The organism is Escherichia sp. GZ89, from assembly GCF_019366485.1.
GTDB classification, from domain to species: domain Bacteria; phylum Pseudomonadota; class Gammaproteobacteria; order Enterobacterales; family Enterobacteriaceae; genus Escherichia; species Escherichia fergusonii.
In genome coordinates, this window is sequence record NZ_JAEOHX010000004.1 from 149,584 (window position 1) to 176,201 (window position 26,618).

Genomic DNA, 26,618 nt, shown 5'->3' on the forward strand with positions numbered 1-26,618 from the left:
TCCGCTACTGCTTTTATTCACACTTTTATAACGTAAGCCTGTCTGATACTGAGGCTGGCTTATGAAAACTTTTCCCCAACTTTGTTTATTTGCTTTGCTGTCACTAAGTACGCTGCCGGTACGGGCCGATATCATTGATGACACTATCGGCAATATTCAGCAGGCGATTAGTGATGCTTATAACCCTGACAGTGATCGCAATTACGATGACTCGCGCGATGAGAGCTGGCAACGGCAAGTCAGTGATGACCGTCGGCGGCAGTATGAAGACAGACAGCGTCAGTTTGAAGATCGCCGTCGCCAACTGGAAGATCGCCAGCGTCAGCTTGATCAGGAACGCCGCCAGTTAGACGATGAAGAGCGACGAATGGAGGAGGAATACTCGCGTTAGGCTGAAAGTAATGGCGGTGCAGTAAAACACCGCCCCCAACCAACTTACTCTGTTGGCGCCTGCTGTTTCACGACATTGATCATCCACGGAACGCCGAAACGGTCAGTGACTTTACCGAATCCGTGCGCCCAAAACGTTTCCTGCCAGTCCATTTCTATTTTTCCTTCTGCTGCCAGGTTACCAAACCAGCGTTTCCCCTCTTCAACATCCTGTGTATCAAGCACCAGCGTAAAGCCAGAGTAGTGGGCATTTCCTGATGGCATAGCATCGCTCATCATGATGTCACTTCCGGCAATGCGCACATTGGCATGAGCGATGGCACTGTCCGGGAACTGCATACCTGATGGGCAACCGTCTTCACTCTCCTGTGCAGATTTCGGCATCTCAGCAAAACTGATTTTGTAGAGCAGCTCCGCCCCCAGCGTTTGCTGATAGAAAGCGATAGCGTCGGCACAATTGCCAGCAAAAGAAAGGTAAGGACTTAACGGCATGATCGTAACCTCAGGTTAGAGAAGCCAGTTAAGTGTAGTTCGTTTTTTGTACAGAGATGTATACAACGTTATGAGTAGATCCAGCAAATTTGCTAACCAAAATTTAACCCTCTGGCGGCATTACAGTCGATTACGCTATACTAGCCACTGAAAATGCTGGTTCACTTCCTTCGAACCAGTTTTCAATGTGTTTTTCACACAAATTAATCAACGTCCCCTTCCGAGGATCTGACCGTAACGGTCGGATAAGATATGTTAAACAGTATTTTTGTCATACTCTGCTTGATCGCTGTAAGTGCGTTCTTCTCCATATCGGAGATATCACTTGCTGCTTCGCGCAAAATCAAACTTAAACTGCTGGCTGATGAGGGTAATATAAATGCCCAACGGGTGCTGGATATGCAGGCTAACCCTGGTATGTTCTTCACCGTGGTGCAAATTGGCCTGAACGCGGTCGCCATTCTTGGTGGTATCGTGGGTGATGCGGCGTTTTCTCCGGCGTTTCACAGCTTGTTTTCCAGCTATATGCCTGAAGAACTCTCCGAGCAACTGAGCTTTATCCTCTCTTTCTCGTTAGTGACTGGCCTTTTTATTCTGTTTGCGGATTTAACCCCGAAACGCATCGGTATGGTTGCGCCAGAAGCTGTCGCTTTGCGTATCATCAACCCGATGCGCTTCTGCCTGTTCGTTTTCACCCCGCTGGTGTGGTTCTTTAACGGCCTGGCAAATATTATCTTCCGCATCTTCAAACTACCGATGGTACGTAAAGATGACATCACTTCCGATGATATCTATGCGGTGGTAGAAGCCGGTGCGCTGGCGGGAGTGTTGCGTAAGCAAGAGCACGAACTGATCGAAAACGTGTTCGAACTGGAATCCCGTACTGTACCTTCTTCCATGACGCCACGCGAAAATGTAGTTTGGTTTGATCTTCATGAAGATGAGCAAAGCCTGAAGAATAAAGTGGCCGAGCATCCACACTCGAAATTCCTCGTCTGTAATGAAGATATTGATCACATCATCGGCTATGTCGATTCAAAAGATCTGCTTAATCGCGTGCTGGCTAACCAAAGCCTGGCACTGAACAGTGGCGTACAAATTCGCAATACGTTGATCGTGCCAGACACATTAACGCTCTCTGAAGCTCTGGAAAGTTTTAAAGCTGCAGGTGAAGATTTTGCGGTAATCATGAATGAATACGCGCTGGTCGTGGGGATCATCACACTGAATGATGTGATGACGACACTGATGGGCGATCTGGTTGGTCAGGGTCTGGAAGAGCAGATTGTGGCGCGAGATGAAAACTCATGGCTGATCGATGGTGGTACGCCTATTGATGACGTGATGCGCGTGTTGGATATCGATGAGTTCCCGCAGTCAGACAACTACGAAACCATTGGCGGCTTTATGATGTTTATGCTGCGCAAGATCCCGAAACGCACCGATTCGGTGAAGTTCTCCGGCTACAAATTCGAAGTGGTGGATATTGATAACTACCGCATCGACCAGCTGCTGGTGACACGCATCGACAATAAAGCCACTGCGCTTTCCCCAAAACTGCCTGACGCTAAAGATAAAGAAGAAAGCGTCGCATAACCCCCCAAACGTCAACGGCTCCTGATTCAGGAGCCGTCTTATTACTGCATAGCACTTTGGTTACGCCATCTCTGTTTGCAGACGCATAACCTGACGGTTAACTTCGGACATCACTGACAAATGCAGCTTATCCTTCACTTTTGGGATAAGAATCTTACCCTTATCAAATTCAAAAGCGCCAACATCCTTGATGTATAACCGTCCACGGAACAGGATCTTTACGTACTTCGCCACTTGCAGTGGGTTGTACCGTTGGAAAATTTTCATTGTTTTCTCCTGCTGAGTCTAACGCCTTCGCGGTGCCACAATCGGCCCAACATTATTGAGGCGCAAATTTTAATGCCTTCTGACTATAGACTATCTCCGCAATGTTTCCACTTTGTAGAAGTTTTTTTACCTTATGGTTACAGTTATTCAGAATTATCTTTTCAGTGAAGCACGGTCTTCAGTATAAGCATTCATATTTCATATGATTTGTGCGCCCGTCCGCAAACTGGCATCAGACTTGCGGGAAAAACAAATAGATCGCACTTATGATTAAAACTCAGACCAAGTGGTCGGATCACCTGCACACGATAAGAAGGAAAAATTATGACACTTCGCAAGATTCTGGCGCTCTCCTGCCTGTTACTGCCGATGATGGCCTCCGCACATAAATTTGAAACAGGGCAGCGCGTACCACCGGTGGGGATTGCCGACCGTGGTGAACTGATTCTTGATAAAGATCAGTTTAGCTATAAAAACTGGAACAGCGCACAGTTACCAGGAAAAGTGCGAGTCCTGCAACATATTGCCGGGCGAACTTCGGCCAAAGAGAAAAATGCCACACTGATTGAAGCGATCAAATCGGCAAAGCTGCCTCATGACCGTTATCAGACCACCACCATTGTTAACACAGACGACGCCATTCCCGGTTCCGGCATGTTTGTCCGTAGTTCTCTGGAAAGTAATAAAAAGCTTTATCCGTGGTCGCAGTTTATCGTTGATAGCAATGGTGTAGCACGTGGAGCCTGGCAGCTGGATGAAGAGAGTTCAGCCATTGCGGTGTTGGATAAAGACGGACGCGTGCAATGGGCGAAGGATGGTGCTTTAACTCAGCAAGAGGTGCAGCAGGTAATGGACCTGCTGCATAAATTACTTAGTAAATAGAGACACGAAAACCGGGGTTCAGGAATGATTCACGCGGAGTGTAATCCAGAGGTTTACCCTGCCAGTCATTAACATGCGCCCCGGCCGCTGCCGCAACTGCGTGACCGGCAGCGGTATCCCAAATATTAGTTGGCCCGAAACGCGGATAGAGTTGAGCCTGCCCTTCCGCCACCAGGCAGAACTTCAGTGAGGAGCCAATTGAGGTCGTCTGGTGTTCGCCAAGTTGTTGTAGATATTCTTTCAATTCCGCATCGGCATGGGAACGGCTGATCACCACCAGCGGTGGGCGAGCATCACGTACCTGAATCTGCTTACGTATACCATTTTCATCTTTCCAGGCTTTTCCTTCTGCCGCGCTGTACATCACCTTCATTACCGGCGCGTACACCACACCCAGAATTGGTTTGCCTTTGTCGATCAAGGCAATGTTTACCGTGAATTCGCCATTACGTTTAATAAACTCTTTGGTGCCATCCAGCGGATCAACCAGCCAGTAACGCTGCCAGTGCTGGCGGACTTCCCAGCCGGGCGGATCTTCTTCGGAGAGAACCGGGATATCCGGCGTCAGCGTACGTAAACCGTCCATGATGACGGTATGCGCGGCAATGTCTGCAGCCGTCACCGGGGAGTTATCGGCTTTACTGGCGACATCCATCGGTACTGTTCCATCATAAACTTGCATAATGGCGTCGCCCGCCATCCGTGCAAGTAGGCATACTTGTTCTAACATTTTCCACCTCTTTTGTTTCAGTGGTGTTAACTCGTTGTTTTACTTATACCCTATCAATAAAGAATGCGCCAACTGTGATAGTGTCATCATTTTCAAAGCGTTAAATTGTGGCATTCTTCGCTGTTCTGTTAGTAAGACGTTTATTCTCCCTTTTCTTTCGTATTCCCGATAATAAAAGGATGTCCCTGATGATTAAGTTTAGCGCAACGCTCCTGGCCACGCTGATTGCCGCCAGTGTGAATGCAGCGACGGTCGATCTGCGTATCATGGAAACCACTGATCTGCATAGCAACATGATGGATTTCGATTATTACAAAGACACCGCCACGGAAAAATTCGGACTGGTACGTACGGCAAGCCTGATTAACGATGCCCGCAATGAAGTGAAAAACAGCGTACTGGTCGATAATGGCGATTTGATTCAGGGGAGTCCGCTGGCCGATTACATGTCGGCGAAAGGATTAAAAGCCGGAGATATTCACCCTGTCTATAAGGCATTGAATACGCTGGACTATACCGTCGGCACACTCGGTAACCACGAGTTTAACTACGGCCTGGATTACCTGAAAAATGCGTTGGCAGGAGCGAAATTCCCTTATGTAAATGCCAACGTCATTGACGCTAAAACCAAACAGCCCATGTTTACACCGTATTTGATTAAAGACACCGAAGTGGTCGATAAAGACGGAAAAAAACAGACGTTAAAGATTGGCTATATTGGCGTCGTGCCGCCGCAGATTATGGGGTGGGATAAAGCCAATTTGTCCGGCAAAGTCACCGTTAACGATATAACGGAAACTGTGCGCAAGTACGTGCCTGAAATGCGCGAGAAAGGTGCCGATCTCGTTGTCGTTCTGGCACATTCTGGTCTGTCTGCCGATCCGTATAAAGTGATGGCAGAAAACTCAGTTTATTACCTCAGTGAAATTCCGGGCGTTGATGCCATTATGTTTGGTCATGCTCACGCTGTTTTCCCGAGTAAAGATTTTGCGAATATCAAAGGGGCTGATATCGCCAAAGGCACGCTGAATGGCGTTCCGGCGGTAATGCCGGGCATGTGGGGCGATCATCTCGGCGTGGTCGATCTGCAACTCAATAATGACAGCGGAAAATGGCAGGTGGCGCAAGCGAAAGCGGAAGCACGCCCGATTTACGATATCGCCAATAAAAAATCTCTCGCGGCGGAAGACAGTAATCTGGTCGATACGCTTAAAGCCGATCACGACGCCACACGCCAGTTTGTCAGCAAACCAATCGGTAAATCTGCCGACAATATGTATAGCTATCTGGCGCTGGTGCAGGACGATCCGACCGTGCAGGTGGTGAACAACGCACAAAAAGCGTATGTCGAACACTACATTCAGGGCGATCCGGATCTGGCAAAACTGCCGGTGCTTTCAGCTGCCGCACCGTTTAAAGTCGGTGGTCGCAAAAACGACCCGGCCAGCTATGTGGAAGTGGAAAAAGGTCAGCTGACTTTCCGTAATGCTGCCGATCTTTATCTCTATCCCAATACGCTGATTGTGGTGAAAGCCAGCGGTAAAGAGGTGAAAGAGTGGCTGGAGTGCTCCGCCGGACAGTTTAACCAGATTGATCCTAACAGCACGAAACCGCAGTCACTCATCAACTGGGATAGTTTCCGCACCTATAACTTTGACGTCATTGATGGTGTGAATTATCAGATTGATGTTACTCAGCCCGCCCGCTATGACGGCGAGTGCCAGGTGGTTAATGCCAATGCGGAAAGGATTAAGAACCTGACCTTTAACGGCAAGCCGATTGATCCGAACGCGATGTTCCTCGTTGCCACCAATAACTATCGCGCTTACGGCGGCAAATTTGCAGGTACGGGCGATAGCCATATCGCTTTTGCTTCACCGGATGAGAACCGCTCGGTGCTGGCAGCGTGGATTGCAGATGAGTCGAAGCGTGCGGGAGAAATTCACCCGGCGGCAGATAACAACTGGCGTTTAGCACCGATTCCCGGCGATAAGAAACTGGATATTCGTTTCGAAACCTCTCCGTCAGATAAAGCCGCAGAGTTTATTAAAGAGAAAGGGCAGTATCCGATGAATAAAGTCGCGACCGATGATATCGGCTTTGCGATTTATCAGGTGGATTTGAGTAAGTAAAACACTTTTCCCGTCTATAAATATGAACCGCATCCGGCATTTATTGGCGGATGCGGTGCTGCTGCATCTTATCCGCCCTACAGGTCATGAACCGTAGGCCGAATAAGCGCAGCGCATCCGGCTGTTATGCCGCACGTTCATCCCGCACTGCCAACACCTCGGGCAAATTCAACTCAATCCAGTCCGCCAGTGCAGCAACCTTTTCGCTCACCTGCTCGCCCAGCGGCGTGAGGCTGTATTCCACATGCGGCGGCACCACCGGATAAGAGATACGGTTAAGAAACCCATCCTGCTCTAACGCCTGTAACGACTGCGCAAGCATCTTTTCACTCACCCCACCCATCTTGCGGCGCAGGTCGCTAAAACGGTGCGTACCTTCGCGAAGCGCGACCAGAATCAATACCCCCCAACGGCTGGTGACGTGTTTCAACACCTCGCGCGACGGGCACTGTTCGGCGAAGAGGTTACCCTCTTTCAGTTGTTGCGACAGGCTAACCTGACTCATTTCATACTTACCTTTTTGTACGTACTTACTAAAAGTAAGTTTAGGTGGTAGCGTATTTAAACACAAGACAAACCGATGGAGGCTTCCCATGATCGCAATTACCGGCGCAACCGGCCAACTTGGTCACCATGTTATTAACTCCTTACTGAAAACCGTTCCTGCCAGCCAAATAGTGGCTATCGCACGTAACCCGGCAAAAGCACAGGCATTGAGCGCGCAAGGCATTACTGTACGTCAGGCTGACTACGGCGATGAAGCCGCACTGACATCTGCGCTTCAGGGAGTGGAAAAATTACTGCTGATCTCTTCCAGCGAAGTGGGGCAACGTGCCCCGCAGCATCGAAATGTTATTAATGCCGCAAAGGCGGCGGGCGTGAAATTTATCGCTTATACCAGCCTGCTGCATGCGGATACCTCCCCGCTCGGCCTCGCCGATGAGCACATCGAGACGGAGAAAATGCTGGCTGATTCTGGCATCGCTTACACCCTGCTGCGCAACGGCTGGTACACCGAAAACTACCTCGCCAGCGCCCCGGCAGCACTGGAACACGGCGTATTTATCGGTGCCGCAGGCGATGGCAAAATTGCCTCAGCTACGCGAGCTGATTATGCGGTAGCTGCGGCGCGCGTAATTAGCGAAGCAGGTCACGAAGGCAAGGTTTACGAACTGGCAGGCGATAGCGCCTGGACACTGACACAGTTAGCGGCGGAACTCACCAAACAGAGCGGCAAACAGGTTACCTATCAAAACCTGAGCGAAGCCGATTTCGCCGCGGCGCTGAAAAGCGTCGGTCTGCCTGACGGGCTGGCGGATATGCTGGCAGATTCTGACGTTGGCGCATCGAAAGGCGGCCTGTTTGATGACAGCAAAACGCTTAGCAAATTGATTGGCCGCCCAACGACAACATTAGCCGAGAGCGTAAGCAATCTTTTTAATGTTAATAACTAGTTAATTAAAGTGGCATCCTCCCGTATCCTCTCTGATAATGACGGGATGCGGGGAACGACTACGGTTGTTCCCTGAATATTTCTTCTGACAGACCAATGGATGCCAGTAATGATTAGCGGCGTGCTGTACGCCCTGTTAGCAGGGTTGATGTGGGGGCTTATTTTTGTCGGGCCGTTGATCGTGCCGGAATACCCGGCGATGTTGCAGTCGATGGGCCGTTATCTGGCGTTAGGGTTAATTGCGCTACCCATTGCCTGGCTGGGGCGCGTGCGTCTGCGTCAGTTGGCGCGTCGCGACTGGCTTACCGCCTTGATGCTCACTATGATGGGCAACCTTATCTATTACTTCTGTCTTGCCAGTGCCATTCAACGTACTGGCGCGCCTGTTTCCACGATGATTATCGGCACCCTGCCGGTGGTGATTCCTGTCTTCGCCAATCTGCTTTATAGCCAGCGTGACGGTAAACTCGCGTGGGGGAAACTCACCCCAGCGCTGGTTTGTATTGGCATCGGTCTTGCATGTGTAAATATTGCTGAGTTAGACCACGGACTCCCCGATTTTGACTGGGCACGTTATGCCTCAGGCATCGTACTGGCGCTAGTCTCCGTGGTCTGCTGGGCGTGGTATGCCTTGCGCAACGCCCGTTGGCTGCGGGAAAACCCAGACAAACATCCGATGATGTGGGCGACGGCGCAGGCGCTGGTCACGCTGCCGGTTTCGCTCATCGGTTATCTCGTCGCCTGTTACTGGCTGAATACGCAAACGCCGGACTTCTCCCTACCTTTTGGCCCCCGTCCGCTGGTGTTTATTAGCCTGATGATTGCGATAGCTGTGCTTTGCTCATGGGTCGGCGCACTTTGCTGGAACGTCGCCAGCCAGCGATTACCAACGGTGATTCTCGGGCCGCTGATTGTTTTCGAAACGTTGGCAGGTTTGCTGTACACCTTTTTACTCCGCCAGCAAATGCCGCCGCTGATGACACTGAGCGGTATCGCGCTGTTAGTGGTTGGCGTAGTCATTGCGGTCAGAGCAAAACCGGAAAAACCCTTAACTGAACCTGTCTCTGAAAGTTGACACGCTGGCAGTGAGTTAAATAAGCCTCTGCTACGTAAGGGTTATAGCATTCACCTTAAAGATGCATTTAAAATACATCTTATCTTATTAAGAATGAGGTATCAGCTATGGCTTATCGCGACCAACCTTTAGGTGAACTGGCGCTCTCTATTCCTCGCGCTTCGGCTCTGTTTCGTAAATATGATATGGATTACTGCTGTGGCGGTAAGCAAACGCTGGCGCGCGCGGCGGCACGTAAAGAACTGGATGTTGAGGTCATTGAAGCCGAACTGGCAAAGCTTGCTGAACAACCGATTGAGAAAGACTGGCGTAGCGCCCCACTGGCAGAAATCATCGACCATATCATCGTGCGCTACCACGATCGTCACCGCGAGCAGTTGCCGGAGCTGATCCTGCAAGCTACCAAAGTCGAGCGCGTTCACGCCGACAAACCGAGCGTGCCAAAAGGGCTGACAAAATACCTGACTATGCTGCATGAAGAGCTTTCCAGCCACATGATGAAAGAAGAGCAGATCCTCTTCCCGATGATCAAACAAGGCATGGGCAGCCAGGCAATGGGGCCAATTAGCGTGATGGAAAGCGAGCACGATGAAGCGGGCGAACTGCTGGAAGTGATTAAACACACTACCAATAACGTCACTCCGCCGCCAGAAGCCTGCACTACCTGGAAAGCGATGTATAACGGTATTAATGAACTGATTGATGACCTGATGGAGCACATCAGTCTGGAAAATAATGTACTGTTCCCACGTGCGCTGGCGGGTGAGTGATCTAAAAGCTGGATGGCATTGCGCCATCCAGCATGAGAAAGCCGTTACTTCCGCAGTTCAGCAGTCCGCTTCTTACCAATAAATAACCAGCCCAGCCCCAACAAGATAAACCATAACGGGGTAACTATCAGCGCCTGGCGAGTGTCATCTTCCAGTGTCAGCAGCACGATCACGAACACAAAGAACGCCATACATACCCAGCACATCAGCTTGCCGAGCGGCATCTTGTAGATTGATTTCTCATGCAGGTGCGGACGCTGTTTGCGATACACCAGGTACGAGCAAAGGATAATCGTCCAGACGAACATAAACAGAATCGCGGAAACAGTCGTGATCATCGTGAACGCGCCAATTACACTTGGATTCACATACAACATCACCACGCCGCCAAGCAGACAGATACAAGAGAAGGTCAGCCCTTTCGCTGGTACGGCGCGCTTAGAGAGTTTAGCAAACGCTTTCGGCGCCACACCTTCCTGTGCCAGACCAAACAGCATACGACTGGTAGAGAAGACGCCGCTGTTAGCGGAAGAGGCCGCAGACGTCAGCACCACAAAGTTAATCACGCTTGCGGCAGCAGGCAGCCCCACCAATACAAACAGTTCAACGAACGGGCTTTTCTCAGCAACAACGGAGCTCCACGGTGTTACAGACATGATCACAATCAGCGCAAACACATAGAACATAATGATGCGAATTGGAATGGAGTTAATTGCGCGCGGCAGTGATTTCTCCGGATCTTTGGTTTCCGCAGCTGTTGTACCGACCAGCTCAATTCCCACGAAAGCGAAAACCGCTATCTGGAATCCAGCAAAGAAGCCGCTTAAGCCTTTCGGGAACCAGCCGCCATCATTCCACAAATGCGTGAATGATGCTTCCACGCCAGTCGGTGACTGGAAGTGCATCATCACCATGATCAAACCGACAACAATCAGTGACACGATGGCGACAATTTTGATCATCGCAAACCAGAACTCCATCTCACCGAACATTTTTACCGTGGCGAGGTTTAGAACCAGTAACAGAATGATCACGGATAACGAAGCAACCCAGTCAGAAAGCCCAGGGAACCAGAATTGCGCATATGCGGTAATGGCAACGACATCTGCCATCCCGGTTACTACCCAACAGAACCAGTAGGTCCAGCCAGTAAAATACCCTGCCCACGGCCCCAGTAGATCGGAAGCGAAGTCACTAAAAGATTTGTATTCCAGATTCGAAAGCAGCAATTCCCCCATTGCCCGCATCACGAAAAAGAGCATAAAACCGATGATCATATAAACGAAGATGATCGACGGTCCGGCAAGACTGATTGTTTTACCGGAACCCATAAACAGCCCCGTACCAATGGCCCCACCAATGGCAATAAGCTGGATATGTCGGTTTGTGAGATTGCGCCGTAGCGACTGTTCAGCCGGAGCCTGTTCTTCGGCAACGACTTTTACCTGATCTACCATGTTTTTTCTTCCTGTACCTGTCTGTGTTGTTCAGGCTCTGCGGCCTTTTGTACGTCTATGATACGACGAATCTGTATCGGGACTCATCGATATTAGGTAAGAATAAGCGGGATGAATACTAAGATTTAAATATAATGTTAATTATATGTTTAATTTGAGGGTCATATCACTCTGGTAACGCGAAACAGCTCACAAAAATAACCGCAACAGAGCCATTTGCAACATAAAATATCGACAGTAAGCAAATTCTAGTTTTTACGCTCTGTTGTCCATTCCCCTCAAATCTGAGGGGAACAGAATGCACTGCTTAGAGGATTTCCAGCAGTTCGACTTCAAACACCAGGGTGCTGAACGGCGGGATGGACGCGCCTGCGCCGCGCTCGCCATATGCCAGTTCCTGCGGGATGGTCAGTTCCCATTTAGAACCTACCGGCATCAGAGTCAGTGCTTCAATCCAGCCAGGGATCACGCCGTTAACCGGGAATTCAGCCGGTTCGCCACGAGCAACGGAGCTGTCAAACACAGTGCCGTCGATCAGTTTTCCGGTGTAATGAACACGAACGCGGTCGGTACGTGCCGGAATTGCGCCTTCGCCCTGGGTGATCACGCGGAATTGCAGGCCAGATTCGGTGCTGTTCACACCTTCTTTTTTGGCATTTTCTTCAAGATATTTCACACCTTCGGCAGCCATCGCCTGGAAACGCTGGCGACGAACGGCATCGGCACGTTCGTGAATTTCACGCAGTGCACGGTGTACCACATCAACCGGAACAGCCGGATGTTTGCCTTCCAGCGCGTCTGCAATACCAGCCACCAGCGCCTCCGGCAGCAGCCCTTGCAGGCCAGATTCACTCAGTTGTTGGCCTACCTGTAAACCAATGCCGTAACTTGCTTGCGCTTCGATGGTGTCAAAAGTTGGGGTGGTCATCGTATTTCCTTTCTTCGGGTATAAAGTAGCGGGCAGGATATCAGCCACACTTCTTCCGGTAAAACTTTGTCGCGGGATGAGTGACAAATCCCAGGGAAACAGAAACAATAGGGATAATCCGCATGAATACAAAAACAGCGGTAATACCACGGACATCATAGCGTTAGCTTATTACTACGCTATGATTGAGGAACACGACGCGGAGCAGGAGGAAAACCATGCCTGGGCGCTTTGAACTAAAACCAACTCTGGTGAAAATCTGGCACGCACCAGATAACTTTCGCCTCATGGACCCGTTGCCGCCGATGCATCGCCGCGGGATCATTATTGCGGCAATAGTGCTGGTTATCGGTATTCTTCTGCCTGGAGATGAAACACGCCAGATGCCTGTTGTCACCCGCGAAGCGCAGTTAGATATGCAATCCCCTTCCCCAGGTGAAGCACAGCTACAGGCACATTTAGTGACGCCGCAAAACGATCCGGATCAGGTCGCCCCGGTCGCGCCGGAACCTATTCAGGAAGGTCAACCTGAAGAGCCACCTGTTGCAGAGACACAATCTTTCCAACCGGAAAGTGGTATTGATCAACAGTGGCGGACATATCGCGTAGAGCCAGGTAAAACCCTTGCCCAGCTGTTCCGCGACCACAATTTGCCGCCTACAGACGTGTACGCTATGGCCCAGGTCGAGGGCGCGGATAAACCGCTCAGTAACCTGCAAAATGGTCAGATTGTTAAAATCCGTCAAAATGCGAATGGGGTGGTTACCGGCTTAACCATTGATACAGGAAATAATCAGCAAGTCCTGTTCACCCGCCAACCTGATGGTAATTTCATCCGCGCGCGCTGATTACCCACGTGCCGGGTTCACCAAAAGCCAGCTCAGGATGGTCTCTTTGATCACCCTGCGTCTGGCTTCCAAAGCCTCAGGTGAAACCATGCTAATGTGATATACCATCCCCAGTGTGTACTGGTTTATTAAATAATATGCACCCAGTGCGGCGATATTAATATTGATTTGTAAGGGATCAATATTTTTCTTAAAGGTTTTCTGCCGCTGCCCCTCTTCTAATAATGAAGCCATTGACTGCAAATGTGCATGGTTAATTTCAGCAAGGCGTTTTGATTTTTTATAATGCACGCCCTTACTTTGGTTTTCACTATGGACTATTTTTAAAAACCACGGGTTATTGATGTAATAATCCCAAGTAAAATCAATTATTTTCTCGATCGCAATAACCGGCGAAAGCCCTGAAATGTCAAGCTCTCTCTCTTTTTCGCGAATATCGTTCCAGGTATATTCCAGTACTTCAATAAACAAATTTTCTTTATTACCAAAGTGGTGATAAACCGTCTGTTTACTGCACCCTGCTGCCTTTACAATATTATCTACTCTGGCCCCTTCATAACCATATTCGGCAAATTCATTAACCGCGCATAGCAGCAATTTTTCCTTCAGGTTTTGTGCGTGACTGGTATCAAGATACATTCCACTTCCCCACTTCCTCTTCGTGATGGCTATCATAACCGGATTTGATCTCAGCGACAGCAAAAAGGATAAAAGTCGTAATTTCATTGAGTTATCAAATTACCTGTGATCACTCTCGCAGATCAACCAACTAGATGGTTGATCTTTCTTGCCACACATTGCAAGCTAATCGTCACTTAAGGAAATAATATTCAAAAAGAGGGTTATCGTATGAAGTCAACACGTCCTGTTGCTGTCATCACTGGAGCCGCACGTGGTATTGGAAAGGGCTGTGCCCTGGAGCTTGCGCGTGGCGGATTTAATCTGCTGATTAATGATCGTCCAGATGCCGACAGCATAGAAAAATTACATGCCACACAACAGGAATGTCTGGCAGAAGGCGTGGAAGTGATTTGCTTCCCTGCTGATGTTGGTGATCTCTCCCTGCATGAAGAGATGCTCGACGCGGCGCAAAACCAGTGGGGGCGTCTGGACTGTCTGCTCAATAACGCGGGAATTTCAGTGAAAAAACGCGGTGACCTCCTCGACCTCGAACCAGACAGCTTCGACCAAAACATTGCCATTAACACCCGCGCACCGTTCTTTCTCGCTCAGGCATTCAGTAAGCGCTTACTGGCACAACCAAAGCCGGAAGAGGAGCTACCACACCGCTCGATTATTTTTGTCAGTTCCATTAATGCCATCATGCTGGCGATGAATCGCGGCGAATATACCATTGCCAAAACTGCCGTCTCCGCCGCTGCTCGTCTGTTTGCCGCTCGCCTTTGCAATGAACAAATTGGCGTTTATGAAGTGCGCCCTGGCCTAATCAAAACTGATATGACTATTCCGGCAACAGCTTATTACGACGAACTGATTGCCAAAGGTCTGGTGCCGTGGGGACGTTGGGGTTATCCGGCTGATATTGCTTCCACTGTCCGCGCGATGGCGGAAGGTAAACTGATTTACACCTGCGGTCAGGCGGTCGCCATCGACGGCGGCTTAAGTATGCCGCGCTTCTGAGGCTGAATCATGAGAGATCTGTTACAACGCCCGGATTTATTCAGTATCAATACCGCGACACTGGGCTATAAAACGCCGCTACCTGCCATTATTGATGCCTGCGCCGCACGCGGTATTGGCGCGATTGCCCCCTGGCGCAGAGAGTTGCAGGGTGAAGATCTCCAGCAAATCGCCCGCCAGCTTGCTGCCAGTAACATGAGCGTTTCCGGTTTGTGCCGTAGCACTTACTACACCGCGCCGACGCTGGCGGAACGCAAACTGGCGATTGATGATAACCGCCGGGCGCTGGACGACGCCGCTGTACTGAACGCCGCCTGTTATATGCAGGTGGTTGGCGGTCTGCCAATGGGAACAAAAGATCTGTACGAAGCGCGGGAACAGGTGAAACAAGGGATTCGCCAGTTGCTGCCACATTCGAAAGATGTCGGCGTGCCAATTGCGCTGGAGCCGCTGCACCCGATGACCGCCGCCGATCGCTCTTGCCTGTGCACGTTACGTCAGGCGCTGGACTGGTGTGATGAACTCGATCCCGATGGGGAGTTTGGCCTCGGCGTGGCGGTGGATGTTTATCACGTCTGGTGGGACCCGGATCTCGCCAGTCAGATCCTGCGTGCCGGAAAGCGCATCCTCGCGTTTCATGTTTCCGACTGGTTAGTGCCGACCACCGATCTGGTCAATGACCGTGGAATGCCGGGAGATGGTGTCATCAATATTCCGTCAATTCGTCGGCTGGTTGAAAACGCCGGATTTAATGGCGCTATTGAACTGGAAATATTCTCACCATACTGGTGGCAAAAAGATATTAACAGCACACTGGATATTAGCGTCGATCGCATCGCGCATTATTGCTAAGGAATGATCATGAATGACCAACCCGTTCTGTTCAGCAGAGCGGCGGCTTCTTGCCGCCTGACATTGAACCGTGAAGATAAATGTCATGCTATTAATGAAGAAATGATCGAATCTCTCGACCATTATTTAAATGAAATTGAAAACGACACCACATTACGATTAGTCGAATTAACGGCAACCGGCGATAAATTCTTTTGTGCGGGCGGCGATATTAAATCGTGGTCAGCCTATTCGCCATTAGATATGGGCAGAAAATGGATTAAACGCGGCAATGACGTTTTTAATCGCCTGCGCAATTTACCTCAATTAACGGTTGCGAATCTCAACGGTCATACCATCGGCGGTGGTATTGAACTTGCCTTGTGCTGCGATATTCGTATTGCCCGCCCCGGCGCGAAATTCTCTAACCCGGAAGTGATGCTCGGCATGGTACCTGGCTGGATGGGCATTGAACGCGTGCTTAATCAGGTCGGTCCGGTGGTCGGTCGCCAGATGCTGATGCTGGGTAAACGCCTGACGGCGCAGGAAGCTCAGGCGGCAAATTTAATTGATGAAGTGGTGGAAAAAGACCAGGTAGAAAGCTGGATGATGAATCAGTTAGCGCAACTGGAAAAATGTGGTCCGGTAGCGCTGGCACATATTAAGCAACTGATTCTGGCGCTGGAAAATAAACACACCGATTACCCGCACCAGTTACTGGCTGGATTAATGTCCGCCACTCAGGATTGCCAGCAGGCGACGCGCGCATTTGCCGAAAAAGCCAGCGTGAGCTTCCATAATCAATAAGGAAATTGTATGCGTAAGATAACAACCGCCGAGACACTGGCGGCGCAAATTCAGGACGGCGCAACCATTGCCATTAGCGGTAATGGCGGCGGCATGGTTGAAGCGGACCATATTCTGGCTGCTATTGAAGCGCGTTTCCTGCAAACCGGACACCCGCGCGATCTGACATTAATCCACTCGCTGGGCATTGGCGATCGCGACTGCAAAGGCACTAACCGCTTCGCTCATGCAGATATGCTCAAACGCATCATTGCCGGACATTTTACCTGGTCGCCCAAGATGCAGGATCTGGTAAAAAACAATGCTATTGAAGCCTACTGCTTCCCTGGTGGCGTAATTCAGGCACTGCTGCGGGAGATCGGTGCCGGACGTCCAGGGCTTTTTACCCACGTTGGGCTGGGATCGTTTGTTGATCCGCGCAACGGCGGCGGTAAGTCGAACGCCAGCACCACTGAGGATCTGGTAGAACTGATTGAAATCGACGGTGAAACCAAACTTCGTTATCGCCCTTTCAAAGTGGATTACGCGATTTTGCGTGGCACTTATGCCGATCCTCGAGGCAACGTCAGCCTTGAAGAAGAGGCGATTGATATGGATAGCTATTCCATGGCGCTGGCAGCACACAACAGCGGCGGCAAAGTGTTCGTACAGGTGCGCGATGTGCTGGAAGCTGGTGCCATTGAACCACGCCGGGTCAAATTACCGGGCATTCTGGTTGATGGCATCGTTGAACACCGCGAACAACCACAAACCTATCTTGGCGGTTACGATCTGACCATTAGCGGTCAGCATCGCCGTCTAAGTTCTAACGACGCAATTGAACTGGTTAGTCATCCGGTGCGCCGCCTGATTGCCCGTCGGGCAGCACGCGAACTGGTGGCTGGCGCTTCAGCCAACTTTGGCTTTGGTATTCCGGGCGGTATTCCAGGAGTAGCGCTGCGCGAAGGCGTGCCTTATCAAAGTTTATGGCTGAGCGTAGAACAGGGCGTACATAACGGCATGATGCTGGATGATGCTCTGTTCGGCTGCGCCCGCAACGCCGATGCCATTATTCCGTCACTCGATCAGTTCGAGTTCTACAGCGGCGGCGGCATCGACATTACTTTCCTCGGTATGGGTGAGATGGATGAGTACGGTAACGTCAACGTCTCCCATCTCAATGGCAATCTCATTGGCCCCGGCGGATTTCTCGAAATTGCGCAAAACGCCCGTAAAGTGGTGTTCTGTGGCACGTTCGACGCCAAAGGTAGCAAGATTGATGTAACACCAGATGGCTTGCATATCGCCCAGTCAGGTCAAATCCCTAAACTGGTTACCCAGGTGGAAAAAATCACTTTTAGCGACGCCTACGCACAGCAAAGCGGTCAGGAAGTGTTGTATATCACTGAACGTGCAGTATTCCAGTTAACGGCAGAAGGCGTTGAATTAATTGAAATCGCACCAGGTGTGGAGATTGAGCGCGACATTCTGCCATATATGGCTTTCCGTCCAATTATCAATCAGCCACGCCTGATGGAAAGTAGCCTGTTTACGCCGATGGAGGATGCATGAGTCAGCTTGATGACACCATCCTTGATGCGCTGACGCACGTCACTTTCCCGAAGGGTTTTGCACAGGCAGAACCCGCATGGGTTGTCACGGTAGACGGTGTTGATTACCCACTCTGGCAAACAGATGCCCTGGTAGTCGGCAGTGGTGCAGCCGGGCTGCGTGCAGCTGTGGAACTTAAACGCCGCCAGCAAAATGTGTTGATCGCCACTGCCGGGTTATATATGGGGACGTCGGCATGTTCTGGTTCCGATAAACAGACACTGTTTACCGCCGCTACCGCGGGCAATGGCGACAACTTCACCAAACTGGCAGAGGCACTGGCGAGCGGTGGGGCGATGGATCACGACACCGCTTATGTCGAAGCGGTAGGTTCTCTGCACACTCTTGGCGGGTTGCAATATCTTGGTCTGGAATTACCGGAAGATCGCTATGGCGCGATTCTTCGTTATCAAACCGATCATGACGAAGCCGGGCGAGCAACCTCGTGTGGGCCACGTACCTCAAGGTTAATGGTGAAAGTGCTGCTGGAAGAAGTACAGCGCCTCGCCATTCCAGTGTTGACCAGTGCAACAGTGATTAAACTGCTGCATCAGCGTGACGAAAACGGCGAAGACTGCGTGGCGGGGGCAATCCTCGCGACCGGTCATCGCGCCCATAACCCATGGGGGCTGGCAATTGTGACTGCGCCCAATGTGGTGCTGGCAACAGGAGGGCCTGGCGAGCTTTATCGAGACAGTGTGTACCCACATAAATGCTTCGGCTCGCTGGGGCTGGCGCTGGAAGAAGGTCTGACGCTAACCAATCTGACCGAAAGCCAGTTTGGTATAGGCACGCCGCGCAGCACGTTTCCGTGGAATTTGTCCGGCACCTATGTACAGGTGATCCCATATATCTATTCCGTGGATGCCGGGGGCAACGAGTATAACTTCCTCGCAGATTACTATCGCACCACCCAGGAGCTGGCTTCAAACATCTTCCGTAAAGGCTATCAGTGGCCGTTTCACGCCACACGAGTGATGGATTTTGGCTCCAGCTTGTTAGATATGGCAGTAGCGCAAGAGCAGCAATCAGGGCGTCAGGTATTTATGGATTTCAATCGCAATCCTGAACCTGTGCCGGGTGACATGCCGTTCTCATTAGATCGACTGGACGACGACGTTCGCGCGTATCTGGAAAATAACGACGCTCTGGCACCATCGCCCATCGAACGACTGCAACGAATGAATCCGCTGTCTATCTCGCTGTATAAGATGCACGGTTACGATCTCACCACGCAGCCATTGCAGTTTGCCATGAATAATCAGCATATGAATGGCGGCATTGAAGTGGATATCTGGGGGCAAACCTCCCTGCCCGGCTGTTTCGCCGTGGGGGAAGTTGCTGGCACACACGGCGTCACTCGCCCTGGTGGTGCGGCATTGAATGCCGGGCAGGTTTTTGCTGTTCGTCTGGCACGTTTTATTGGTTGCACGCAAAAACGTAATATTGATGGAGATATAGCACAGCTGGTAGCTCCGGCACTGGCTTCTATAAGAGAGATCATTACTCAGGCGCACGATAACGGGACCGGGATGCCGTTGTCGATTGTGAGAGAAAAAATTCAGGCACGAATGTCTGACTATGCGGGATTTATTTGCCATGCCGATAAAGTTCGACGTGCCACTCGTGATGCCCTGCTATTGAGTGAATTTGTCCAACAGCATGGATTGGCAATCAAACATGTGGGCGAAGTTGCCGAGCTGTTTATGTGGCGGCATATGGCACTGACGTCTACCGCCGTATTAACGCAATTGACGCATTATATTGACGCAGGTGGTGGTAGCCGGGGAGCACGTATTATTCTCGACAGTGATGGAAATTCTATTCCGCAAACACGAAATGGTTTTTGTGATGCCTGGCGCTTTCGTTCAGAGCGTACTGAGGATAAAAAAGATAAACTACTTATTCATTATTGCAATGGTATCTTTCACGTCAGAAAAGCACCTGTTCGTGAGTTTCCCATTATCCGCGGCATTTGGTTTGAAAAAAACTGGCCTGGTTTTCTTAATGGGACAATTTACCAGCCACAGGATGAATGATATTGCAAAGGTTAATCACTATGCGAAATATAATTAGATCTATTAATGCTCTGCTTGCAACATTGAATATTACCATTTTGGCGATCATTGTGACATGTGTGACATGGCAGGTGGTAGCACGATTTATATTTAAAAGCCCCAGCATATTTACGGATGAACTCAGTCGTTTGCTTTTTATTTGCCTTGGCCTTTTTGGTGGTGCCTATACCGCGGGGCAGAACCGGCATCTGGCGATTGATCTGCTTCCTATGATGCTGAAAGGAAAAGCCCGGCGTCATTTATTTTTGTGTATTCAGGTTATCGTTATTATCTTCGCTACCATCATTATGGTATATGGTGGTGGGCTATTAACGATGGACACATTCGATTCAGGTCAAACCTCGCCCGCTTTAGGCTGGCAGATGGGATATATCTATATGAGCATCCCGATTAGTGGTTTACTTATTATTATATACACCATAGATATGGTTTTAACCGAACTTAAACAACCACTCTAAAGATAACAAACAACAACCAACCATAGTAGGAATGGAGAAATTATGGATTACTGGTTACCGATTATTGTGTTATTTGGTGCCTTCTTTTTTATGTTGGCATTAGGTGTACCTATTGTTTATGCCATTGGTTTATCGACACTGGCATCAATTTCCACACAACTCGATTTCAACTCAGCATTGAGTGTGGTTTCCCAAAAGTTAGCCTCCGGGTTAGATAGCTTTACATTGTTGGCAATCCCATTTTTTATTTTATCTGGCAACATTATGAATCACGGAGGAATAGCGCGACGATTAATCAACTTTGCCAGAATTCTTGGCGGTCGACTGCCAGGCTCACTTGCTCACTGTAATATTCTTGCCAATATGCTGTTTGGCGCTATTTCCGGTTCAGCAGTGGCATCTGCCGCAGCGATGGGCGGTGTAATGCATCCACAACAAGTGAAAGAGGGCTACGATCCCGCGTTCAGCACAGCAGTTAACGTTGCCTCTGCTCCGACGGGTTTGCTTATTCCCCCAAGTAATACGTTAATTGTCTTTTCACTGGTCAGTGGTGGTACTTCTATTGCCGCACTGTTCCTGGCAGGATATGTCCCGGGAATTTTATTGGGCCTGGCGCTGATGACTGTGGCTGGTATTATCGCGGTACGCCGGGGTTATCCAAAACCAGAACGTCCGACTTTGCGCCAGGCTGGAGTGGCAATATGGATGGCGATCCCCAGTATTTTCCTGATTGTATTAATTATGGGTGGTGTACTAAGCGGTATTTTTACCCCGACAGAAGCATCTGCAATTGCGGTAATTTATACCCTTTTCCTTGCACTGGTTCTTTATCGTGAAATATCAGTTAAAGATTTACCTAAGATATTTCTGGAATCCGTCATTACCACAGCAATTGTTTTGTTGTTAATTGGTTCTTCAATGGGAATGTCATGGGCAATGTCAAACGCTGACGTTCCCTTCCTGATTCTCGATTTGCTTAACACTATTTCTGACAATCCAATAATCATCCTGCTTATTATCAATATTATCCTGTTGATTATCGGCACATTTATGGATATGACACCGGCAGTACTGATTTTTACGCCGATATTTTTACCCGTTGTCACCGAACTGGGTATGGACCCGATTCACTTTGGTATTGTCATGGTACTGAACATGTGTATCGGTATTTGTACTCCGCCTGTAGGCAGTGTGTTATTTGTCGGTTGTAGTGTATCTAAATTACCGATTAATAAAATTATCAAACCTATGCTGCCATTCTATGCCGTGATGGTATTGGTGCTGGCAATGGTTACCTATATTCCGCAAATCAGTATGGCATTGCCAAGAGCACTGGGCTACTGATATGCATTCACTGGCGGCACCTGCCGCCATATTTATTAGAAAAGGAACATCTATGAAAATAAAAGTATCCGCTGGCATTATCGGTGCTGTTCTTATGTTATCTGCAGGCCAGTCCTGGGCAGTAACATTAAAACTTAGCCATAATCAGGATAAGTCGCATCCTGTTCATAAAGCGATGGAGTTCTTTGCAAAAAAAAGTAAAGAGTACTCTAACGGTGATATTACTATTCGTATTTATCCAAATGGAACATTGGGTACTCAACGAGAAACAATGGAGCTGATTCGTTCTGGCGCTATTCCACTGGTAAAAACCAATGCGGCAGAAATGGAAGCATTTGAAAATTCCTATAAATTATTTAGCCTGCCTTATTTGTTCCGCGATCGTGATCATTACTATCAGGTCATGCAGGGCGATATCGGAAGGAAAATCCTCGACTCAACGAAAAGCAAAGGTTATTTCGGGCTGACTTTCTATGATGGAGGCGCCCGCAGTTTCTACGGTAATAAACCGGTACTGAAACCAGACGATCTGAAAGGCATGAAAGTCCGTGTCCAGCCAAGTCCTGGCGCAGTTGAAATGATCAAAGTCATGGGCGGTAACCCGACGCCACTGGATTACGGCGAGCTGTATACGGCCTTACAGCAGGGCGTGGTCGATATGGCAGAAAACAGCGTGATGGCACTGACCACTATGCGTCACGGTGAAGTGGCAAAATCCTTTAGCCTTGATGAGCACACCATGGTGCCCGATGTGGTTCTGATGAGCAATGCTGCATTTGATAAACTCAGCCCTGAAAATCAGGCAGTTATATTAAAAGCAGCGAAAGAATCGATGAGTTACATGAAGGAGTTATGGAGCGAGCAAGAGAAACAAGAATTTGCAAAACTGGATAAAATGGGCGTAAAAGTCTACCCGGTTGATAAAGCACCGTTTATCGAGAAAGTACAACCGATGTACGCAAACTTCGCTAAAGATAACCCTGCCCTTGCCCCAATGCTGGCTGATATTCAGGCGGCTAAGTAATTACCTTCATGGGGCTGCTTATTGTGGCCCTTATCGATATCAGCAAGTGCTCGCTATAAAAGCAAAACGCCGACCAATAGTCGGCGTTTTTACGTCTCGTTGAATAACGAATTATTCAGCTACTACGTTTACGATCACTTTCGCGAATACTTCGCTGTGAACCTGGAAGCTCACTTCGTGTTCGCCAGTGGTACGCAGAACGCCGTTCGGCAGACGAACTTCGCTCTTAGCCACTTCAACGCCAGCTGCAGTTACAGCGTCAGCGATGTCGCGAGTACCGATGGAACCGAACAGTTTACCTTCGTCGCCAGCTTTAGACGCGATGGTAACAGTTTCCAGTGCATTGATTTTCTCAGCGCGAGCATTAGCAGCTGCCAGAACTTCAGCCAGTTTAGCTTCCAGTTCAGCGCGACGTGCTTCGAAGAATTCAATGTTTTTCTTGGTAGCTGGAACAGCTTTACCCTGCGGTACCAGGAAGTTACGAGCATAGCCCGCTTTAACGTTTACCTGATCACCCAGGCTACCCAGGTTTGCTACTTTATCAAGCAGAATAACTTGCATTACCTTATCCTCTCAAAGTCGTATTAATGGACCGTGACCGATTACTGATGGCGATCAGTGTACGGCAGCAGGGACAGGTAGCGAGCGCGTTTGATAGCGCGAGCCAGCTGACGCTGGTATTTTGCACGGGTACCGGTGATACGGCTTGGGACAATCTTACCGCTTTCGGTGATGTAGTTTTTCAGCGTAGCGATATCTTTATAGTCGATCTCTTGAACGCCTTCCGCGGTGAAACGGCAGAACTTGCGACGACGGAAATAACGTGCCATATGGCTAGTCTCCAGAATCTATCAATTCAATCTGCTCGGCATGCAAAACCATTTTGCTCAGTCCGTTCTTTGCCTTGTGGCATGAAATGAACCCCTGAACGGTTATGCGACTGCCGACCGTTATACTGTGAGTAATGGCCTGGTTTTCGTGTCCGCTAACAATAACGGGCATTTCACACCACGCCTGCCGGTGAAAGCCGGCTTCCTCCTGCACAGAACGATGCTCAAGCACGAACTGGCAGTGAGGAATTCCTGATGGACTGACCTTTCGAAGGGGAGTCCTGCACACGGTGCCGGACAACACCAGACGGTTGGTCATCAGAAATTACTCTTCAGAATCCCCAGCTTCAGCATCATCAGCGGTTTCGTTTGCGAAATCATCGCGACGCTCACGGCGCTCGTCTTTCGCTTTAACCATCGGAGATGCTTCGGTAACAGCGTGCTTGGTACGCATAACCATGCTGCGGATAACGGCATCGTTGAAGCGGAAGGTAGTTTCCAGCTCATCGATCACTTCCTGCGGAGCTTCAACGTTCATCAGAACGTAGTGTGCTTTGTGCAGTTTGTTGATCGGGTAAGCCAGCTGACGGCGGCCCCAGTCTTCCAGACGGTGGATCTTGCCTTCTGCACCAGTGATGGCAGCAGTGTAGCGCTCGATCATGCCCGGAACCTGTTCGCTCTGGTCAGGATGGACCATAAAAACGATTTCGTAATGACGCATCAAATTGCTCCTTACGGATTATTCAGCCTCCTGTCTGGGTCAGCCGAATCCCGGGGAGGCAAGGAACGTGTTAAAGGTCGGCTGAAAAATGACGCGTTATAGTACTGACATACCCCGCTAAACTCAAGGCCAGCCGACAAATAAATCTCATCTTTCACCAAATCGTACTAACACGCTGATTTGAAGTTCATCACACTTCATCATGGTGTTTTTTTGAACAACTGCATCAGAAATGGTCACCATCAACTTCTTTATCATTGATTAAAATTAAATCAGAAGATCACCACAAGAGGAGAGCACTCAAAGTCAGCCGTCGAGGAGGTATCTATGTTCAGCCGTGTTTTAGCCCTTCTGGCTGTGCTTTTGCTAAGTGCAAATACATGGGCAGCCATTGAAATTAATAACCACCAGGCCAGAAATATGGACGATGTGCAAAGCTTAGGCGTGATTTATATCAATCATAATTTCGCCACTGAAAGCGAAGCACGTCAGGCATTAAATGAAGAGACCGATGCGCAGGGCGCAACGTACTACCACGTGATTCTGATGCGGGAACCGGGGAGTAACGGAAACATGCACGCCAGCGCGGATATTTATCGCTAGCACCAGGTATAACCAACGAAACATTGCCATAGTTTGCTTTGCCCCCTTCTCAGGGGGCTTTTTTTGAAAAACGGCTGCGGACTTAGACCAGTTATCTCCCGAAGAAGGAAATTTCCGCAGCGCGTGTTTTACTTCTGCCCGTAATAGGCGTTAGGACCGTGCTTACGCATGAAGTGTTTATTCATGAGATAGCTGTCGATGTGATTCAGTTGTGGGTTAATGCCGCGGGCAATCCACGCCATTTTCGCCACTTCTTCCATCACCACCGCGTTATGCACCGCATCGTGAGCATCTTTCCCCCAGGCGAATGGCCCGTGCTGATACACCACAATTCCCGGCGTATGCAGCGGCTCGGCATCACCCAGCGTTTCGATAATCACTTTGCCAGTGTTTAGCTCGTATTCCCCCTGCACTTCTTCTTCGCTTAACCCGCGCGTACAGGGGATATCGCCAAAGAAGTAGTCAGCGTGCGTGGTGCCTAATGCCGGGATAGCCAGCCCCGCCTGCGCCCATGCGGTGGCATGCGTGGAGTGGGTATGGACAATGCCGCCAAGCGACGGATAACGGCGGTAGAGTTCAAGATGCGTCGCGGTGTCGGAAGACGGACGATACTCCCCTTCCACCACCTTGCCACTCATATCAACCACCACCATATCGTTCGCTTTCATGCTTTCGTAGGCAATGCCGCTGGGCTTGATCACCACCAGCCTGCGTTCGCGGTCAATGGCGCTGACGTTGCCCCAGGTAAAGGTCACCAGCCCGTAACGCGGCAGATCCATATTGGCTTCAAACACCTGCTGTTTTAGCTTTTGCATTATGCCGCCTCCACCATGCCTGCTTTAGCCATGCGCGCTTTCACCCAATCACGCGCTTTCGCCACTTCTGCCGCCGGGTCTTCCGCCGTTTCGCTCCACATCTCAATCAGGTACGGCCCGCAATAGCCACTCTGTTTGAGCGTTTCAAAGCAACGTTCGAAATCCACTACGCCTTCGCCAAACGGCACGTTTTTGAAGACGCCTGGTTTGGTGTCTTTCACATGCACCGCGACGATATGCCCGATTCCGGCCTGCAATTCCATCTGCACGTCGTTGTCCCACGCCGACAAGTTGCCGATATCCGGGTAGAGCTGGAACCACGGGTTGTTAAGATAGTGCGCGTAACCCAGCGCCTTGCTGATGGAGTTCATCAACGGGTAATCCATGATCTCCATTGCCAGCGTCACCTGCGCGCGGCTCGCCATCTCAACGCTCTCTTTCAGGCCGTCACGGAAACGACGACGCGTTTCGTTATTGGCTTCCTGATAGTAAACGTCGTAGCCCGCCAGTTGGATCACGCGAATACCGACATCCTGGGCGAACTGGATAGCTTTGCGCATAATCTCCAGCCCCTGCGCCCGCACTGCGTCATCTTCGCTGCCCAGCGGGAAACGGCGATGAGCAGAAAGGCACATGGATGGTACGCGCACGCCGGTTTCAACAATCGCGTTCACCAGCGCCAGACGCTGCTCGCGGCTCCAGTCAAGACGCGAGAGGCGATCGTCCGTTTCATCTACCGACATCTCGACAAAATCGAAGCCTAACGTTTTTGCCAGTTGCAGCCGTTCCAGCCAGCACTCCCCGGCGGGGAGTGCTTTTTCGTAGATGCCAAGCGGGATTTGTTTGGACAACATAT

Annotated in this window: 30 protein-coding genes; 17 read left to right on the forward strand and 13 right to left on the reverse strand. The window is 49.9% G+C overall.

Features of this window, described 5'->3' with window-relative positions; all coding sequences use genetic code 11:
* Nucleotides 1-61: 61 nt before the first annotated feature.
* The gene (yjdP, locus tag K0335_RS08995) at nucleotides 62-391 is read left to right on the forward strand and encodes a DDRRRQL repeat protein YjdP (RefSeq protein ID WP_000847205.1); all 330 of its coding nucleotides are present in this window, start codon (nucleotides 62-64) and stop codon (nucleotides 389-391) included.
* Nucleotides 392-435: 44 nt separating this feature from the next.
* Here the strand turns inward: yjdP and yjdN are convergent, their stop codons facing one another.
* Nucleotides 436-882, reverse strand: a complete 447-nt coding sequence (gene yjdN / locus K0335_RS09000; protein ID WP_001131297.1) for a VOC family metalloprotein YjdN — start codon at nucleotides 880-882, stop codon at nucleotides 436-438.
* Between the two features lie 252 nt (nucleotides 883-1,134).
* Between yjdN and K0335_RS09005 the strand changes: the two genes are divergently transcribed.
* Nucleotides 1,135-2,478, forward strand: coding sequence for a hemolysin family protein (locus K0335_RS09005; RefSeq protein WP_000934982.1), 1,344 nt, complete (start codon nucleotides 1,135-1,137; stop codon nucleotides 2,476-2,478).
* Between the two features lie 60 nt (nucleotides 2,479-2,538).
* On the opposite strand, the gene K0335_RS09010 is transcribed toward K0335_RS09005, so the two are convergent.
* Complete coding sequence (locus tag K0335_RS09010) at nucleotides 2,539-2,745, reverse strand: DUF1107 domain-containing protein (RefSeq protein WP_000689228.1); 207 nt, start codon at nucleotides 2,743-2,745, stop codon at nucleotides 2,539-2,541.
* A gap of 324 nt (nucleotides 2,746-3,069) precedes the next feature.
* Between K0335_RS09010 and K0335_RS09015 the strand changes: the two genes are divergently transcribed.
* Nucleotides 3,070-3,627 carry a YtfJ family protein gene (locus tag K0335_RS09015; RefSeq protein ID WP_000175262.1) on the forward strand — a complete coding sequence of 186 codons (558 nt, stop codon included), beginning with the start codon at nucleotides 3,070-3,072 and terminating at the stop codon, nucleotides 3,625-3,627.
* Here K0335_RS09015 and cysQ read toward each other — a convergent pair.
* Nucleotides 3,617-4,357, reverse strand: coding sequence for a 3'(2'),5'-bisphosphate nucleotidase CysQ (gene cysQ, locus K0335_RS09020; RefSeq protein ID WP_000893392.1), 741 nt, complete (start codon nucleotides 4,355-4,357; stop codon nucleotides 3,617-3,619). The two genes, K0335_RS09015 and cysQ, sit on opposite strands and share 11 nt — an antisense overlap.
* Nucleotides 4,358-4,545: 188 nt before the next feature.
* Between cysQ and cpdB the strand changes: the two genes are divergently transcribed.
* Entirely contained in the window at nucleotides 4,546-6,489 is a 1,944-nt protein-coding gene (gene cpdB / locus K0335_RS09025) for a 2',3'-cyclic-nucleotide 2'-phosphodiesterase (RefSeq protein WP_104917785.1), read from the forward strand.
* A 124-nt stretch (nucleotides 6,490-6,613) separates the two neighbouring features.
* Here cpdB and K0335_RS09030 read toward each other — a convergent pair whose 3' ends face one another.
* Nucleotides 6,614-6,994 carry a helix-turn-helix domain-containing protein gene (locus K0335_RS09030; protein WP_000084623.1) on the reverse strand — a complete coding sequence of 127 codons (381 nt, stop codon included), beginning with the start codon at nucleotides 6,992-6,994 and terminating at the stop codon, nucleotides 6,614-6,616.
* 88 nt (nucleotides 6,995-7,082) lie between these two features.
* Between K0335_RS09030 and qorB the strand changes: the two genes are divergently transcribed.
* The 3 genes from qorB to ytfE all read left to right on the forward strand — a co-directional run bounded on the left by qorB (nucleotide 7,083) and on the right by ytfE (nucleotide 9,787).
* The gene (gene qorB / locus K0335_RS09035; RefSeq protein WP_104919891.1) at nucleotides 7,083-7,943 is read left to right on the forward strand and encodes an NAD(P)H:quinone oxidoreductase; all 861 of its coding nucleotides are present in this window, start codon (nucleotides 7,083-7,085) and stop codon (nucleotides 7,941-7,943) included.
* Between the two features lie 108 nt (nucleotides 7,944-8,051).
* Nucleotides 8,052-9,017, forward strand: a complete 966-nt coding sequence (locus K0335_RS09040; RefSeq protein ID WP_046076428.1) for a DMT family transporter — start codon at nucleotides 8,052-8,054, stop codon at nucleotides 9,015-9,017.
* Nucleotides 9,018-9,124: 107 nt separating this feature from the next.
* Nucleotides 9,125-9,787, forward strand: a complete 663-nt coding sequence (ytfE, locus tag K0335_RS09045; protein WP_000331457.1) for an iron-sulfur cluster repair protein YtfE — start codon at nucleotides 9,125-9,127, stop codon at nucleotides 9,785-9,787.
* A gap of 44 nt (nucleotides 9,788-9,831) precedes the next feature.
* Here ytfE and cycA read toward each other — a convergent pair whose 3' ends face one another.
* On the reverse strand, nucleotides 9,832-11,244 hold the full coding sequence (gene cycA / locus K0335_RS09050) for a D-serine/D-alanine/glycine transporter (protein WP_000228377.1): 1,413 nt from the start codon (nucleotides 11,242-11,244) through the stop codon (nucleotides 9,832-9,834).
* Between the two features lie 307 nt (nucleotides 11,245-11,551).
* Nucleotides 11,552-12,172 carry an FKBP-type peptidyl-prolyl cis-trans isomerase gene (gene fklB, locus K0335_RS09055; protein WP_104919890.1) on the reverse strand — a complete coding sequence of 207 codons (621 nt, stop codon included), beginning with the start codon at nucleotides 12,170-12,172 and terminating at the stop codon, nucleotides 11,552-11,554.
* 218 nt (nucleotides 12,173-12,390) lie between these two features.
* Here fklB and K0335_RS09060 point away from each other — a divergent pair, with 218 nt between their 5' ends.
* Nucleotides 12,391-13,020, forward strand: a complete 630-nt coding sequence (locus K0335_RS09060; protein WP_001119493.1) for a LysM-like peptidoglycan-binding domain-containing protein — start codon at nucleotides 12,391-12,393, stop codon at nucleotides 13,018-13,020.
* On the opposite strand, the gene K0335_RS09065 is transcribed toward K0335_RS09060, so the two are convergent.
* The gene (locus tag K0335_RS09065) at nucleotides 13,021-13,659 is read right to left on the reverse strand and encodes a TetR/AcrR family transcriptional regulator (RefSeq protein ID WP_104919888.1); all 639 of its coding nucleotides are present in this window, start codon (nucleotides 13,657-13,659) and stop codon (nucleotides 13,021-13,023) included.
* Between the two features lie 210 nt (nucleotides 13,660-13,869).
* On the opposite strand from K0335_RS09065, the gene K0335_RS09070 reads away from it, so the two are divergent.
* Genes K0335_RS09070 through K0335_RS09105 form a run of 8 tightly spaced genes read left to right on the forward strand, consistent with a single transcriptional unit; the run spans nucleotide 13,870 to nucleotide 22,793 of the window.
* Nucleotides 13,870-14,661, forward strand: coding sequence for a 3-ketoacyl-ACP reductase (locus K0335_RS09070; protein ID WP_000843391.1), 792 nt, complete (start codon nucleotides 13,870-13,872; stop codon nucleotides 14,659-14,661).
* A gap of 9 nt (nucleotides 14,662-14,670) precedes the next feature.
* On the forward strand, nucleotides 14,671-15,513 hold the full coding sequence (locus K0335_RS09075) for a sugar phosphate isomerase/epimerase (RefSeq protein WP_104919887.1): 843 nt from the start codon (nucleotides 14,671-14,673) through the stop codon (nucleotides 15,511-15,513).
* A gap of 9 nt (nucleotides 15,514-15,522) precedes the next feature.
* Nucleotides 15,523-16,299: an enoyl-CoA hydratase/isomerase family protein gene (locus K0335_RS09080; RefSeq protein ID WP_219393797.1), complete on the forward strand. Its 777-nt coding sequence runs from the start codon at nucleotides 15,523-15,525 to the stop codon at nucleotides 16,297-16,299.
* Nucleotides 16,300-16,308: 9 nt separating this feature from the next.
* Nucleotides 16,309-17,850 (forward strand): acyl CoA:acetate/3-ketoacid CoA transferase, encoded by a 1,542-nt coding sequence (locus K0335_RS09085; RefSeq protein ID WP_219393798.1) that lies wholly within the window; start codon nucleotides 16,309-16,311, stop codon nucleotides 17,848-17,850.
* Nucleotides 17,847-19,928 (forward strand): FAD-binding protein, encoded by a 2,082-nt coding sequence (locus K0335_RS09090; RefSeq protein WP_104917794.1) that lies wholly within the window; start codon nucleotides 17,847-17,849, stop codon nucleotides 19,926-19,928. Before K0335_RS09085 ends, K0335_RS09090 begins: the two co-directional genes overlap by 4 nt.
* 20 nt (nucleotides 19,929-19,948) lie before the next feature.
* Nucleotides 19,949-20,425 (forward strand): TRAP transporter small permease, encoded by a 477-nt coding sequence (locus K0335_RS09095; protein ID WP_001244359.1) that lies wholly within the window; start codon nucleotides 19,949-19,951, stop codon nucleotides 20,423-20,425.
* A gap of 42 nt (nucleotides 20,426-20,467) precedes the next feature.
* Nucleotides 20,468-21,769 (forward strand): TRAP transporter large permease, encoded by a 1,302-nt coding sequence (locus K0335_RS09100; protein WP_032304372.1) that lies wholly within the window; start codon nucleotides 20,468-20,470, stop codon nucleotides 21,767-21,769.
* Between the two features lie 52 nt (nucleotides 21,770-21,821).
* Entirely contained in the window at nucleotides 21,822-22,793 is a 972-nt protein-coding gene (locus K0335_RS09105) for a TRAP transporter substrate-binding protein (RefSeq protein WP_104919884.1), read from the forward strand.
* Nucleotides 22,794-22,904: 111 nt separating this feature from the next.
* Here the strand turns inward: K0335_RS09105 and rplI are convergent, their stop codons facing one another.
* The 4 genes from rplI to rpsF are packed head-to-tail and all read right to left on the reverse strand — an operon-like array spanning nucleotide 22,905 to nucleotide 24,344.
* A complete protein-coding gene (gene rplI / locus K0335_RS09110) occupies nucleotides 22,905-23,354 on the reverse strand; it encodes a 50S ribosomal protein L9 (protein ID WP_001196062.1) in 450 nt (149 codons plus the stop codon).
* Nucleotides 23,355-23,395: 41 nt separating this feature from the next.
* Nucleotides 23,396-23,623, reverse strand: coding sequence for a 30S ribosomal protein S18 (gene rpsR, locus K0335_RS09115; RefSeq protein WP_000135199.1), 228 nt, complete (start codon nucleotides 23,621-23,623; stop codon nucleotides 23,396-23,398).
* Nucleotides 23,624-23,627: 4 nt separating this feature from the next.
* The gene (gene priB, locus K0335_RS09120) at nucleotides 23,628-23,942 is read right to left on the reverse strand and encodes a primosomal replication protein N (protein WP_104919883.1); all 315 of its coding nucleotides are present in this window, start codon (nucleotides 23,940-23,942) and stop codon (nucleotides 23,628-23,630) included.
* 6 nt (nucleotides 23,943-23,948) lie between these two features.
* On the reverse strand, nucleotides 23,949-24,344 hold the full coding sequence (gene rpsF, locus K0335_RS09125) for a 30S ribosomal protein S6 (RefSeq protein WP_001216676.1): 396 nt from the start codon (nucleotides 24,342-24,344) through the stop codon (nucleotides 23,949-23,951).
* Nucleotides 24,345-24,671: 327 nt separating this feature from the next.
* Here rpsF and yjfY point away from each other — a divergent pair, with 327 nt between their 5' ends.
* A complete protein-coding gene (yjfY, locus tag K0335_RS09130) occupies nucleotides 24,672-24,947 on the forward strand; it encodes a DUF1471 family protein YjfY (protein ID WP_000492914.1) in 276 nt (91 codons plus the stop codon).
* Between the two features lie 128 nt (nucleotides 24,948-25,075).
* On the opposite strand, the gene ulaF is transcribed toward yjfY, so the two are convergent.
* A complete protein-coding gene (gene ulaF / locus K0335_RS09135) occupies nucleotides 25,076-25,762 on the reverse strand; it encodes an L-ribulose-5-phosphate 4-epimerase UlaF (protein ID WP_160193814.1) in 687 nt (228 codons plus the stop codon).
* A complete protein-coding gene (gene ulaE / locus K0335_RS09140) occupies nucleotides 25,762-26,616 on the reverse strand; it encodes an L-ribulose-5-phosphate 3-epimerase UlaE (protein ID WP_000949498.1) in 855 nt (284 codons plus the stop codon). The genes ulaF and ulaE overlap by 1 nt, the downstream gene beginning before the upstream one ends.
* Between the last annotated feature and the right edge of the window lie 2 nt (nucleotides 26,617-26,618).